This is a genomic window from Aquabacter albus (genome assembly GCF_040049275.1).
GTDB lineage: Bacteria > Pseudomonadota > Alphaproteobacteria > Rhizobiales > Xanthobacteraceae > Aquabacter.
In genome coordinates this window covers 143,320-155,860 of the sequence record NZ_JBDZDT010000012.1, presented here as the reverse complement: position 1 = coordinate 155,860, position 12,541 = coordinate 143,320, and the positions used below count along the sequence as shown (strand labels likewise).

At 62.3% G+C, this 12,541-nt stretch carries 12 protein-coding genes; 8 read left to right on the top strand and 4 right to left on the bottom strand.

What is annotated here, in order from left to right:
* The first annotated feature begins 58 nt into the window (after positions 1-58).
* Together ABLE91_RS26045 and ABLE91_RS26040 are read left to right on the top strand one after the other, a co-directional pair.
* A complete protein-coding gene (locus ABLE91_RS26045) occupies positions 59-511 on the top strand; it encodes an EF-hand domain-containing protein (RefSeq protein WP_348935455.1) in 453 nt (150 codons plus the stop codon).
* Positions 508-936, top strand: coding sequence for a VOC family protein (locus ABLE91_RS26040; RefSeq protein WP_348935454.1), 429 nt, complete (start codon positions 508-510; stop codon positions 934-936). Before ABLE91_RS26045 ends, ABLE91_RS26040 begins: the two co-directional genes overlap by 4 nt.
* Here the strand turns inward: ABLE91_RS26040 and ABLE91_RS26035 are convergent.
* Positions 822-2,294: a ParB/RepB/Spo0J family partition protein gene (locus ABLE91_RS26035; RefSeq protein ID WP_348935502.1), complete on the bottom strand. Its 1,473-nt coding sequence runs from the start codon at positions 2,292-2,294 to the stop codon at positions 822-824. The two genes, ABLE91_RS26040 and ABLE91_RS26035, sit on opposite strands and share 115 nt — an antisense overlap.
* Positions 2,295-2,625: 331 nt before the next feature.
* On the opposite strand from ABLE91_RS26035, the gene ABLE91_RS26030 reads away from it, so the two are divergent.
* Together ABLE91_RS26030 and ABLE91_RS26025 are read left to right on the top strand one after the other, a co-directional pair.
* Positions 2,626-2,976 carry an antitoxin Xre/MbcA/ParS toxin-binding domain-containing protein gene (locus ABLE91_RS26030; RefSeq protein ID WP_348935501.1) on the top strand — a complete coding sequence of 117 codons (351 nt, stop codon included), beginning with the start codon at positions 2,626-2,628 and terminating at the stop codon, positions 2,974-2,976.
* A gap of 9 nt (positions 2,977-2,985) precedes the next feature.
* On the top strand, positions 2,986-3,483 hold the full coding sequence (locus tag ABLE91_RS26025) for an RES family NAD+ phosphorylase (protein WP_348935500.1): 498 nt from the start codon (positions 2,986-2,988) through the stop codon (positions 3,481-3,483).
* A 535-nt stretch (positions 3,484-4,018) separates the two neighbouring features.
* On the opposite strand, the gene ABLE91_RS26015 is transcribed toward ABLE91_RS26025, so the two are convergent.
* The 3 genes from ABLE91_RS26015 to egtB all read right to left on the bottom strand — a co-directional run bounded on the left by ABLE91_RS26015 (position 4,019) and on the right by egtB (position 6,789).
* Positions 4,019-4,378, bottom strand: coding sequence for a hypothetical protein (locus tag ABLE91_RS26015; RefSeq protein WP_348935453.1), 360 nt, complete (start codon positions 4,376-4,378; stop codon positions 4,019-4,021).
* 165 nt (positions 4,379-4,543) lie between these two features.
* Positions 4,544-5,527 (bottom strand): L-histidine N(alpha)-methyltransferase, encoded by a 984-nt coding sequence (gene egtD / locus ABLE91_RS26010; RefSeq protein WP_348935452.1) that lies wholly within the window; start codon positions 5,525-5,527, stop codon positions 4,544-4,546.
* Positions 5,527-6,789, bottom strand: coding sequence for an ergothioneine biosynthesis protein EgtB (gene egtB / locus ABLE91_RS26005; RefSeq protein WP_348935451.1), 1,263 nt, complete (start codon positions 6,787-6,789; stop codon positions 5,527-5,529). The genes egtD and egtB overlap by 1 nt, the downstream gene beginning before the upstream one ends.
* Positions 6,790-7,472: 683 nt before the next feature.
* Here egtB and ABLE91_RS26000 point away from each other — a divergent pair.
* The 4 genes from ABLE91_RS26000 to ggt all read left to right on the top strand — a co-directional run bounded on the left by ABLE91_RS26000 (position 7,473) and on the right by ggt (position 12,501).
* Positions 7,473-8,123, top strand: a complete 651-nt coding sequence (locus tag ABLE91_RS26000; RefSeq protein WP_348935450.1) for a glutathione S-transferase family protein — start codon at positions 7,473-7,475, stop codon at positions 8,121-8,123.
* A gap of 100 nt (positions 8,124-8,223) precedes the next feature.
* Positions 8,224-8,997 (top strand): haloacid dehalogenase type II, encoded by a 774-nt coding sequence (locus ABLE91_RS25995; protein ID WP_348935449.1) that lies wholly within the window; start codon positions 8,224-8,226, stop codon positions 8,995-8,997.
* A gap of 137 nt (positions 8,998-9,134) precedes the next feature.
* Positions 9,135-10,538: an NAD-dependent succinate-semialdehyde dehydrogenase gene (locus tag ABLE91_RS25990; RefSeq protein WP_348935448.1), complete on the top strand. Its 1,404-nt coding sequence runs from the start codon at positions 9,135-9,137 to the stop codon at positions 10,536-10,538.
* 193 nt (positions 10,539-10,731) lie between these two features.
* On the top strand, positions 10,732-12,501 hold the full coding sequence (gene ggt, locus ABLE91_RS25985; RefSeq protein ID WP_510182002.1) for a gamma-glutamyltransferase: 1,770 nt from the start codon (positions 10,732-10,734) through the stop codon (positions 12,499-12,501).
* Positions 12,502-12,541 lie beyond the last annotated feature (40 nt).

Sequence of the window (12,541 nt, the reverse complement as noted above, 5' to 3'; positions counted from 1 at the left end):
TCCGCGCAGCGCCGGAGAGGCAATGCACGCGGCTCGCCCCTGTCCAGCGGAGAGCGGAATGTTACGGAGTGTGATGATTGCGGTCCTTCTAGTGCTGGGAGCTCGCGGAATTGCCCTAGCGGCACCGGGCAATGAGCGCATTCGCGAAATCTTCCTCGAGATCGATACTAACGGCGACAAGAAGCTCGAATTCACTGAAATTCAGGTTGCACGGGGAAAGCTCTTCGATCGGCTTGATACCAACCATAACGGCCGTCTCGATCCCGGCGAAGCGCGCATCGAGACGGAACGGGAAAGATCCGGCGCCGGGGCCGGTTTCGTCGGATCGCTGGCTGACATAGAGGCGCGCAGGACGCAGATCGATACCAACCATGACGGCACGATCTCGCGCGCCGAGTTCTCCGCGTTCATTCCCGATCGGTTGGTCAAGGCCGATGCTGACGGTGACCGCACGCTCTCCTTCCTCGAACTGCTTTCGTTGCGCGGACAGAAAGGCCCGGTCGCCACATGATTCAGAACCGCTCGATGCCCACGTGCACCGTCATTCCGGAGCTCGGCTACCCCAACGTGACGCAGGCTACGGATTGGCTGTGTGGCGCCTTCGGCTTTGTGGTGAGGCTGAAGATCGCAGATCATCGCGCGCAACTCGGCATCGGCGATGGCGCGATGGTCGTTACGTTGTTGGGCGCGGCTGCCTCGGCGGGCGGGAAGGGACTGGAAGCGGCCTTTGCGGTGATGGTGCGGGTGGAAGATGTGGACGCTCACTACGCCCGCGCCTCGCGTTTCGGTGCCGAGATTCTAAGTAGGCCGACCGACTACCCCTATGGTGAGCGCCAATACAGCTGCCGCGACCTCGGCGGCCACAGGTGGACATTCTCCCAGACCATCGCCGACGTTGCGTGCGAAACGTGGGGAGGAACACTTGTCAACGGATAGGAGCGACCGCTTCCACGCGGAGTGTCGAGGCGGTCGGCGCCGATGGCATCGCCGGCGATCCGGGCGACAACGCCGGAATCGGTGCGGTTCTCCCGGCAAGACAGCACGTCGATGAGGACGCCCCGGGCCACCTGCTGCAGCGTCTCGCGGTCGAACGCGAGCTTGCCGTCCTCTCCGAGCAACCGAATGGCGTGGCGATCCATCCGGGCATAGCCATAGACGTCGCCCGAGGCTCCGGAGGCGACGGAGATGTTGCGTCCGGCGAAGGCGAGGACGAGCAGCGCGAGCAGCGTGTCGTCCTCGATCGGCGCGCGGGCGAGCGCCTCGTGCAGCGCGTCGGTCCGGAAGTCGCCGATCATCTCGATGCCCTTGCGGGTCACATCCGGGCGAAGCTTGGGAACGCCGATGCCACCGTCTCCTCCGAGGCCGGTGGCATCGCCGCCCTTGCCCGTCACCTTCTTGGGCTCGGGCATCCGATAGTGGACGGTCTGCACCTTGCCCTCGCGATCGAGGAACATGGCCGCATGGTCCGACCTGCCGGGCTTGCCATAGACCCGCTCGGCCTTGGGGGGCAGCTTCGCGCGTCCCCAGGTGTCGGCTTCGACGATGATTCCGCGCTTCGGCAGGTGGCTCGCCATCCACTCCTGCTGGGCGCCGAGGAAGGCCTCGACGTCCGTCGTATAGCGGCTGTCCTCATCGGCCGAAGCGAACAGGTCCTCGACCCACTGCAGTCCGTAAGCCTGCGCAAGATCCTCGCCGAAGCTGGCGTCTCTCGCGTACATGCGGGTCTTTTCGAGGCCGTTCGCCACGTTGTACCAGGCGACCTGGGGATCGGCTTTCGACGGCTTGTGCTTCTTCCAGACCTCCTTCTGCTCCTCCAGCGAGGCCGCTGCGATGGTGCGCAGCTGCTTCTCGTTCGGCATGTCGCCCTTCGCCATGTGATCGAGCATGGCCGGCAGGACGTTTGCGAGCAGGCGCAGCTTCCTGATCTGGCGCACCGGCAGGGCGAGCGCGACCAAACGCTCGATGGCCCGCCACTGGTCGATGGGGTTGAGCGGCTCGCGGGCAATGTTTTCGACCATGGAGCGCATGGCGCCATTGTCGTTGGCAGCCTCATCAACGAGGACGTCGATCTCCTCGAGACCGGCGGCAATCGCCTGCTTCACGCGGCGATGACCGGAGTTGATGACGTATCCGTTGCCGCCACCGGCCTCCGGCGCGATGACGGGCGGCTGAACGATGCCCAGCGCCTTGATCGTCGCCAGCAGCAGGGTGTCCGCCTGCGGCGAGGATTTCGTCCGGCGCGAGCGGTCGGGATTTTCCTTCAGTGCACGCGGATCTATTTTCATGAGATGCATGGGGTGTTCCTTCGCGGAGGGTTCCGGGGCACCGCCTCCGACGGTCCCTTTCTCGTCTTCTTCCCGAAGACGTCCCCGGACCTGCGGAGCGGTCGACCCGGCACAACTGCGGCTGAGCATCCCCGCCCGGCAGGACGAGCGGGGCCAGAGCCCCGCGAAGGACGACGGGTTGGGATCGCGCGCGCCGCGGTTGCGCGCCAGCGCTGCCGGTCCGGCCGCTCTGCGAGCGGAATTTTTCCTCCCTTTTCCCTCTCTTTTCCCTCCCTATTGAAATCCACTCATTCTGACGCCATATTGCGTCAGAATGTTTGGCAACGTGATGGTGAACGTCATGGGCCTCGCCCAGTACGCGGATGACGGGATTTTCGCACCGCGAAAGATCGCGGATGTCCTCCGCACGACCAGCGAGGAGGTCGCGCGCACGGCTGGTCTCGGAAGGGATGCGATCCAGCGCAAGGACCGGATTCGGTCCAGCCGCACGCAGCGGCGCCTGCGGGAAATGATTGAGGTGATCAACAAGGTGGAGCCGCGCTTCGGCTCGGCCCTGATGGCTTATGCTTGGTACCGCTCGGAACCCCTGTCCGGCTTTTCGGGCCAGACAGCCATGCAGCTCGTGCGCAGCGGGCGCGCCGATGACGTGCTCGACTATATCGATGCGGTCGACGCTGGCGTGCACGCTTAGCCCGTGTCGATCTCCTACGACGGCAAGCTCTACCGGGCGCTCAATCCCGTCTATGCGCGCGACCCGCTATCAGGTCGTGGCGCCGAGCTTCATGGCGGCCGCTTCAATCCGAAAGGCGTGCCGGCACTCTATGCATCCCTGTCGGTGATGACAGCGCTCAGGGAAGCAAACCAGGTTGGCAACCTCCAGCCGACGACACTCGTGTCCTACGACGCTGAGATCGGCGTCGTCTTTGACGGCCGGGACAATGTCGCGCTCGCCGCCGAGGGTATGGATATGGCCTCTCTCGCGGGCACCGCGTGGCGCGACGAGATGAGGACAAACGGCGAGGCGCGAACGCAGACTTTCGCACGCCGACTGATAGCCGGGGACCATCATGGCCTCCTTGTCAGGAGCTTTGCCCCCGGCGCGACCGTAGACGACCTCAACCTGGTGATTTGGAGATGGGGCGCAAGCGCCCCATCTCGCTTGGTGCTGATCGACGACGAGGGGCGATTGTCGCGGTGATCGCCGGGTCAGCAGACGGACCAGCCTCCCGATCATGGGCTTCAGCACGCCCTTCCGCGATCCTCCCCGTGCCCGCGGCCACGTATCCGAGCTGGCGCCCCTCCGTTGTCCATGAGGCAAGCTCGGACATGGGGTGGGTGCGGACCTCGACGCTCTCACGAAGGCGCCGACATCGGCAGCGGAGCTCCAGGGCGCGCTGACCGCGCGGTGACGTCGGAAGGTCCGAGGTCGGTGGGCTGCAAATCGCGCGGCGCGGAAACGTTGCGCTCATGCGCCGGATCGAGCGCACACGCCGTTTTGGCCGCGGCAAGCTTCAAGCGGACCGCCCCCGAAAAGCAGGCAACCTCAATCCGCGACGAGCTGTCGGAGAGATCGCTCCGGGGGCTTCCATGGAAGGTGAAAGGCGAAGGAATTCGCAATCCTCAATGATACCCACCAGCAGGTAGACTCGTTGCAGAATGCCTCCGGATCCAACCTCTGCGAACGTCCCGCAGAAGCCAATAAATCAACAACGGCCTATTCGGGCTGTGGCGGACTAATCCTCCGTCACTCCGCAGCAGCCGGTCAGCCCGACGAATGGCACTTCGCACGCGGCGACCCAGAGCACCGATGACTGCGCGAGTCCCCTGATCGCCGCAATGTTACCCTCAATCGCCACTTTGATGGAATGGCAGGCCACCAAATCTTGCGCCTCAACCCGGGCCAGAATGGCGCAGCTCTCGATACGGATGAGCGCCCGTCCGATCTCAAAATCAAGTATTCGATCAGCTCCCTTGCCGCCCGTCTCCGCGCCCAATTCGCTCAAACTGCGGCAAAGTTGATCAAGATGAAAGCGAGGATTAGGCACAACAACGCGTGTTTCATAGACAAAACGACGATTTATCGCGCCTTTCATTAAAATACCTCCATTTACAATACTTGATATTCAAAATATTAATTTCCAAAGTTATCCAACTCGGCATGAAATTTCCGCTGATCAACCCCCAGCGCGATTGATTAATTTTCAGTGAGTACGGACAATCCGACATCAGAGGCATGCATTGCCGACCACGTTTGATAATCACGGAGCTAGATTTGGGCGATTCGTCTCAGCCAGAATCAAAGAGAAATATTCCTGCCTATCTGTCCAATCTGCTATTGGCCTCCACCCCCCAGCGCGCAGCAAGAGCCGCGCTTCTCTTAGACTATATTTCAAACTATTTTCAGTATGGATAGTCTCTCCGCCTGCCATGCTGAACGGAACGCCATCAATATGGAAACGCACTGTGTGCTTAGCTTCCAAATGCATCTCAATTCGCGATTCGTCCTCGTTCCATCGAATGAGATGATTGAAGGCATCGACGGGAATTGAACCACGCAGCTCGCGATTGATCCGCTGGAGGAGATTGAGATTAAAGGCAGCGGTCACGCCCTGAGTATCATCATAGGCTGCCAGCAAGGTCTCGCGGTCCTTTATGCGATCGATTCCGATCAGCAGCATTGCGCCGCCTCCAAGAGTCGACCCGATCGCGCGTAGGAGATTCACAGCGTCAGGAACCCGCAGATTCCCGATCGTCGACCCGGGGAAGAAGCCGATGCGCGCGTGCCCGTCAATGCCTGATGGCAACGCCAGAGGTTGGGTAAAATCTCCTTCCACCTCATGGATTGGAAGGTGCGGAAAATCGAGTCGCAGGGCATTGCTCGAGGCTCGCAAAAACTCTCCGGAGATATCGACCGGCACATAGGAGGACGGCTCGATTGCGGCGAGGAGCGTGCGTGTCTTCGCCGACGATCCCGAGCCAAATTCCACCACCACGCGCCGGGCGCCGATGGTACTGGAGATCTGCGGCGCGGCTTCCGTCAATATCTCCTGCTCTGCCCGTGTCAGGTAGTATTCGGGCAGGGCGGTGATCTTCTCGAAGAGCTCAGAGCCCCTAAAATCATAGAACCACCGCGCGGGGATAGTTCGCTCACGCTGCCTGAGACCGGAAAGTACATCTCTTCGGAACGTCGGGTCGATTTCGGGAGAGGGGCCGGGCGAGGGAATGTTGGACTGCAGTAGCATTAGAGGTCCTTGGCAAGACGGACGCCGGTGAACTGCCAGCGCTGGTGCGGGTAGAAGAAATTGCGGTAGCTGGCGCGCACATGCCCACGCGGTGTTGCGCAGCTTCCACCCCGCAGGACGAACTGGCCCGACATGAACTTGCCGTTGTATTCGCCCACGGCCCCGGGTGCGGGCCGGAAGCCCGGATAGGCGAGGAATGCTGAACCCGTCCACTCCCACAGGTCACCGAACATCTGCTTGAGGTGCGGCTTACCACCGGGAGGCGGGAGGGCTCCCACCGCACCCGCCCGGTCCAGGAAATTACCCCCACGGGGATCGAGGCACTGCGCAGCGCTTTCCCACTCGGCTTCGGTCGGCAGCCTGGCCCCGGCCCAGCGGGCATAGGCATCCGCTTCGTAGAAGCTGATATGCTGAACCGGAGCGTGCGGATTCAATGAAGTGACGCCATTCAATCCAAACTGGGATGCCCAGGCGCCACCCTCATCGCGGCGCCAGTAGAGCGGCGCTTCGATCGCGTTATGCCTGACCCAGGCCCACCCGTCGGAGAGCCAGTGTCCGACGACCTCGTAGCCACCCTCGGTAATGAACTCGAGCCATTCGCCATTGGTGACGAGACGATCAGCGAGGGCGTGCGGTGCCAGCCACGTGGTGTGCCGTGGCCCCTCACTGTCGAAGGAAAACCCGTCGCCGGCGTGCCCGATGGAAACAGCGCCCTGACGTCCTTCCACCCATTGGAGGGCCTCGGCTGAAGCTTTCGGGCCATGGAAACCGGTGGGCCAGAGGGCGGGAGCGAGAGGGCTCTGAGCGAACAAATGGAGGATATCCGTCAGAAGCAGCTCCTGGTGCTGCTCCTCGTGATGGCATCCCAGCTCGACCAGACAGAGGGCGGAGCGCGCCATTGCCGGGAGGGCCTCGAGCAACGCCGCATCCACGTAGCGACGATATGCGAGGATCTCATCGAGAGAAGGGCGCGTCATCAGCCCGCGCGCCGCTCGACCGATCCGAGCTCCCTTGGCTTCGTAATAGCTGTTAAAGAGGAACGGAAATCGCGGATCGAAAGGCTCATAGCCCGGCAGATGATCGGCAAGGATGAACGTTTCGAAGAACCAGGTCGTGTGCGCGAGATGCCATTTTGCAGGCGACGCGTCGGGCATGGATTGAGCACACGCGTCGCTGTCTGAGAGCCCTTCGGCGAGACCGACGCTCAGCCCACGTACCTGATTGTAGCGGTTTGCGAGCAGGTCCGTTTCGTTGAATGCCATGGCCGTCATCTTGTTCCTATCGGCTTGGTGGCCGACTCTGATAGAGGCGCGGAGGGCCCTCGCCAAAGGACGCCCTTCGCACGCAGGTGAGGCTCAAATCTCATCGCAAAGGATGTCGCCTACTTATCGATAGATCAGGGCATTTGCGTACGATCCGTGCCTGAGCGTGTCAATTGCTATCTATCGATAGATCGCGGAGATACGCCTGTGGCTGGGGGAACGAGACGTCGGTCCATAGTGACCCCGTCCTGCTGGGCTTCGGCGCAGAATTACCTGTCGATAGATTGATATCGTCGCTGTTAACTAGAGCGTCACGCCGTGTCAATTTTTACCTATCGGTAGATAGCCATTGAGATCAAGAACGCCGTTCACCGCAACGGCAAGCGCCCAATCGATGTGGCGAACCCTTCCCGGCAGAGCGAGATGTCATCCCCCCGTCAGCCTTGCCATTGTGCGTGTCCCACGTCATTTTGGAACGAATGGATCAAAACTCAATGGCTGGCGGATGCTCGTCGCACGGGCTCAGAGGAGTTCTAGCGTTCAGGTGACGACTGTGACCGAACGCGCGAGGAGATATGCGGCGAAGGGTGATCATCCGGTGGCGAGGGTCCAGCGCAATGACAGGATGTGCCTTCGCCATGCGGCGGCGCCACGATAAATCTGAAACATATGGGAGGACGCCGATGTCGCAAGCTGTTGCCCGCTCGCCATTGACGATCTGGGGACGCGCGAACTCTGTCAATGTGCAGAAGGTGCTGTGGTGCTGCGACGAACTCGGCTTGAGTTTCGAGCGGATCGATGCGGGTCTACATTTCGGCCGCACAAGGGAGCCGGGCTATCTGGCGCTCAATCCAAATGCCCGAGTGCCGACGCTGGTCGACGAAGATTTCGTTCTCTGGGAGTCCAACACCATCTTGCGTTATCTCGCGCAGAAATACGGCGCGGACACTGAGCTTTATCCAGCAGATCTGCGCCACCGCGCTATCGCCGACAAATGGCTCGACTGGACGTTGTCAACCTATGCTCCGGTTGAACGCGACCTTTATTGGAGCTTGATTCGAACCGAAGCGAACAAGAGAGATAAGAGTGCGGAAAACCGATTGGCTGAACAGCTCTCCAGCTTCTGGCAGATGCTCGCCTCCGATCTCGATGATCGGCAATATATCGGAGGAGAGGCGTTCTCGATCGCCGACATCTGCTTAGGGGCGTTCGCGAGACGGTGGTTCGGCTTCGAGGGCTTGGAAAAGCCATCGCTTCCAGCTCTCGCATCCTGGTTTGAAAAGGTGTCCGGCCGCCCCGGTTTTCAACGCCACCTCACCACTCCGATGACATGAGACAGCACACGGTTCTCCTGTTTTAACCCAAGAGTCGAAAGGTCGTCCCGCTGAGGAAATCAGGCCCGGGGGAGCGGCGTTCGAAACGGGGAGAGGCGTAATGATCAAAGCGTTCGTATTCGACGCATATGGAACACTTTACGACGTGCAATCTGTCGCCGATATCCTGGAAACGTCATTTCCCGGATGCGGTGATCTGGCGACGCAGATGTGGCGCATCAAGCAGCTGGAATACAGTTGGCTGCGCTCGATGATGCGCGACTATCAGGATTTTTGGGCCGTTACGCGGCAATCCTTGACCTACACCCTCGATGTCTTGGGCTTGACGCCCACCGAAGCTCTATTCGAGACGATCGCCGAGGCGTACAACAATTTGCGGCTCTATCCTGACGCTGAAGACGCTCTGGGCGCGCTGAAAGGTTATCGGCTAGCGATCCTTTCTAACGGAAGCCCCGATATGCTGGCGATGCTTGGCGCTAATTCCGACCTGGATCGCCATGTCGACGCGATAATCAGCGTCGATTCCAAGAAGGTGTTCGAGCCGGATCCGCGTGCCTATGAGCTCATCGAGGAGCGGCTGGGACTGAGCCCGGCCGAAGTCATTTTCGTTTCATCCAACGGCTTTGATATTTCCGGCGCCAAACATTTCGGCTTCCGCGTGGCGCGAATTGAGCGCGTTTCGCAACGCAGCTTATTGGATGAAATCATCGATCCGGGTGCTCTCCGGCCGGCAACGATGTTTAAGGCTCTTCGCACGCAAGCTGAGGCGCTCGGCCAACAGCCCGATTTCGTGATCTCATCGCTGCTAGAGCTTGCGCACCTCCCATCGGCGATCGAGGCGTTACCGGCGGGCCCCGCTTCCGAACGTCCATGAACGCATGAAGCCTACGGCGCGACGAAATCCTGGTTCCTTCGCTCAAATGCCGTAAGCCGAAGTGCCACCTGATAACATCACCCCCGCACGCCGCCGGCGCGCGGCGCCCTTGCCGCAACGATTAGCGAGCTACGCCCATGTCCTTCACCGTCATCAATCCCGCCACCGGCCGGGACGGCAAGCGTTACGAGGCAACGTCGGAGGCGGAGATCAGGACCGCCATCGAGAAGGCGGATGCCGCCTCCCGCGCGTGGCGGAAGCACGATTTCGCGGAGCGGGCCCGGCTCATGAAACAGGCTGCAAAGGTGTTGCGCGACAATGCCGAAGCCTATGGGCGGATGATGACGGAGGAGATGGGCAAGCCCATCAAGCAGGGCATTGCTGAAGCCCAGAAGTGCGCCATCGCCTGCGACTATTTCGCCGACAACGCGCCCAGGTTCCTGGCGCCCGAGCCCATCGAGGCCGGCGCGAACAAGGCGTTCGTCACCTTCCAGCCCATTGGCGTGGTGCTGGCGGTCATGCCCTGGAACTTCCCGTTCTGGCAGGTCTTCCGCTTCGCGGCCCCCGCGCTCATGGCCGGCAATGCCGGCATCCTGAAGCATGCGTCCAACGTGCCCGGCTGCGCCCTCGCCATCGAGGACGTGTTCCGCCAGGCGGGCTTTCCCGAACATCTCTTCAAGACGCTGCTGGTCAGCTCCCGCGAAGTCGACGCCATCATCGAGAACCCGCTGGTGCGCGCCGTCACGCTCACCGGCAGCGGCCCCGCTGGCCGCGCGGTGGCGAGGAAAGCCGGCGAGGTGCTGAAGAAGTCGGTGCTGGAGCTGGGCGGCAGCGACGCCTACCTCATCCTGGAAGATGCCGACATCGACTTTGCCGCGGCGGCCTGTGCCGGCGGGCGGCTGGTGAATTCCGGCCAGAGCTGCATCGCGGCCAAACGCTTCATCGTGGTGGACGGCGTCCGCGAGCGCTTCGAAGCGGCCTTCGTCAGGGAGATGGCCGACGCCAAGGTGGGCGATCCCACGCTGGCGGAGACCGACGTGGGCCCGCTCGCCCGCGTCGACCTGCGCGACGATCTGCACAAGCAGGTCGAGGACAGCATCGCCAAGGGCGCGAAATGCCTGCTCGGCGGCAAGGTGCCGGACGGCCCCGGCGCCTTCTACCCCGCCACCGTGCTGACCGATCTGAAGCCGGGCATGCCGGCCTATGACGAGGAACTGTTCGGCCCGGTGGCGTCCGTGATCGTGGTGAAGGACGAGGCGGAAGCGCTGGAGGTGGCCAATGGCTCCATCTTCGGCCTCGGCGGCGGCATCTTCACCCGCGACCTTGCCCGCGGCGAGCGGCTGGCCGCGGAAGCGATGGAAGCGGGCGCGGTGTTCGTGAATGGCACCGTGGTGTCCGATCCCAAGATGCCCTTCGGCGGCATCAAGGAGAGCGGCTACGGGCGCGAACTCTCCCACTACGGCATCAAGGAATTCGTGAACATCAAGACGGTGGTGGTGGCCGACGGCAAGGCAAAGGGGCCACGGCAGGTCACGGAATAGGCCGGTCTATTCGGCGCGGGCGATGCCCACTCCCCGCCGCGCGGACGGAGCTTCGGCGACGTCCGCCGGAAGTTCGCTTCGACTTGGACGGGGAGAGCGGAACAGTCGGCAACGATTATAAGCTAGAGCCACGGGGCGGGCCGAGGAACTTAACCTTGCGCGTGCCTCCGCGCCTTCTCCAGCGGTCATTTTAATGAAGCATGCCACTCTCATCTCCTATTTCGCGCTTGCGGCGCTCCTTCTGATCGCCTTCGCGTCGCAGGCGGGTGCCGTCTCACCTGTTCCGGTCGAGGGACGGCGTGGCATGGTCGTGAGCGAGCAGGCGTTGGCGGCGAAGGTCGGTGCGGACATCTTGCGCCAAGGTGGCAATGCAGTAGATGCGGCGGTCGCCATGGGCTATGCGCTTGCGGTGGTCCACCCCTGCTGCGGCAATCTCGGCGGAGGCGGGTACATGGTGGTGCGGCAAGCAAGCGGCGCCGCCGCTTTCATCGATTTCCGCGAGGCCGCGCCACTGGAAGCCCGGCCCAGCATGTATCTAGACGGGACCGGCAATCCCGTCGCTGGGGCAAGCCTCAAGGGGTGGCGGGCGGTAGCTGTGCCCGGCTCGGTGCTTGGCCTCGATACAGCGCTGGAGCGTTTCGGCTCAATGCCGCGCGCGCAGGTGATGGCGCCAGCCATTGCATTGGCACGCGACGGCTTTGTCCTCTCTCCTGGCGACGCGGCAATCCTCAGAACGGGCGCCGCGGATTTCCGCGCGGACCCGGTTCTCTCTGCGATTTTCCTGCGTAACGGCGAGCCCCTGAAGGCCGGCGAGCGGCTGGTCCAGAGTGATCTCGCGCGGACCCTTTCGACCATTTCCGTGCACGGCCCTTCCGCCTTCTATGAAGGGGACCTTCCCCGGCGCATCGCGGCAGCGAGCGCGGTTGGCGGCGGCATTTTGCGCGAGAAGGACTTTGACGATTATGCGGTTCGGCTCAGCCCACCACTCGCCTGCACCTACCGCGGCTACGATATCCTGACCGCTGCTCCCTCTAGCGCCGGCGGGACCGCCATCTGCGAAATCCTGAACATTCTCGAAGGCTACGAGCTTTCAGCAAGCGGTGTTGGTGCCGCGGAAACCATCCATATAATGGCGGAAGCCATGCGCCACGCCTTCATAGATCGCAACTCCGCGCTGATGGATCCTGCCTTCGGAGCCAATCCCCTGGATCGGCTTCTGTCCAAGGATTACGCGGCGGCGATCCGCGCCCGCATCGATCCGCAACGAGCCTCTGCCTCGACGCAGGACGATTTTGGCGCAACGCCGCACGAGGGCACCGAGACCACGCACTATTCGGTCGCCGATGAGGCTGGGAACACGGTCGCCGTCACGACCTCGCTCAATGCCTATTTCGGCGCGAAGGTAATGGCGCCGGGCACCGGCGTGTTCCTGAACGACACCATGGACGATTTCACCATCAAGGTCGGCAGCGGCAACGCTTTTGGCCTGATCCAAGGCGCACGCAACACCATCGCGCCCGGCAAGCGGCCCTTGTCTTCCATGAGCCCGACTATCGTGGTGCACGACGGCAAGCCCTTCCTGGTCCTAGGGTCTCCTGGGGGCTCACGCATCATCTCGTCGGTGGTTCAGACCATCATCAATGTCATCGACCACGGCATGACCGTGCAAGAGGCGGTGGATGCCCCACGCATCCATCATCAATGGCTGCCAAACGTGATCTACGCTGAGCCTTATGCATTGTCGCCGGACACCGTGCGCCTGCTGACCGCCATGGGACATCAGGTGGTCGTGCAGCGCCCCTGGAGCGCGGTAGAGGCGATTCAGTTCCCGGGGGCAGGCGCATCGCCGCGCCAGCATCCTGTCTCCGCAGCCGACACCTTGCGGCTGTGGTCTCCGGCGCCGAACACGATCCACGGCGCCAACGACAATCGCCGGCCAGCAGGCGCCGCAATGGCTCCGTAAGTTGGACGCCTCCAGCCCTGTCACACCGGAGGTTCGGGCG

What these genes read in the sequence shown, in the direction of transcription:
- egtB (WP_348935451.1), bottom strand. Translation starts at nt 6,789, where the DNA reads ATGGCATTCAACGAAACGGACCTGCTCGCAAACCGCTACAATCAGGTA.
- ABLE91_RS26040 (WP_348935454.1), top strand. Translation starts at nt 508, where the DNA reads ATGATTCAGAACCGCTCGATGCCCACGTGCACCGTCATTCCGGAGCTC.
- egtD (WP_348935452.1), bottom strand. Translation starts at nt 5,527, where the DNA reads ATGCTACTGCAGTCCAACATTCCCTCGCCCGGCCCCTCTCCCGAAATC.
- ABLE91_RS25995 (WP_348935449.1), top strand. Translation starts at nt 8,224, where the DNA reads ATGATCAAAGCGTTCGTATTCGACGCATATGGAACACTTTACGACGTG.
- ggt (WP_510182002.1), top strand. Translation starts at nt 10,732, where the DNA reads ATGAAGCATGCCACTCTCATCTCCTATTTCGCGCTTGCGGCGCTCCTT.
- ABLE91_RS26000 (WP_348935450.1), top strand. Translation starts at nt 7,473, where the DNA reads ATGTCGCAAGCTGTTGCCCGCTCGCCATTGACGATCTGGGGACGCGCG.
- ABLE91_RS25990 (WP_348935448.1), top strand. Translation starts at nt 9,135, where the DNA reads ATGTCCTTCACCGTCATCAATCCCGCCACCGGCCGGGACGGCAAGCGT.
- ABLE91_RS26030 (WP_348935501.1), top strand. Translation starts at nt 2,626, where the DNA reads ATGGGCCTCGCCCAGTACGCGGATGACGGGATTTTCGCACCGCGAAAG.
- ABLE91_RS26015 (WP_348935453.1), bottom strand. Translation starts at nt 4,378, where the DNA reads ATGAAAGGCGCGATAAATCGTCGTTTTGTCTATGAAACACGCGTTGTT.
- ABLE91_RS26035 (WP_348935502.1), bottom strand. Translation starts at nt 2,294, where the DNA reads ATGCATCTCATGAAAATAGATCCGCGTGCACTGAAGGAAAATCCCGAC.
- ABLE91_RS26045 (WP_348935455.1), top strand. Translation starts at nt 59, where the DNA reads ATGTTACGGAGTGTGATGATTGCGGTCCTTCTAGTGCTGGGAGCTCGC.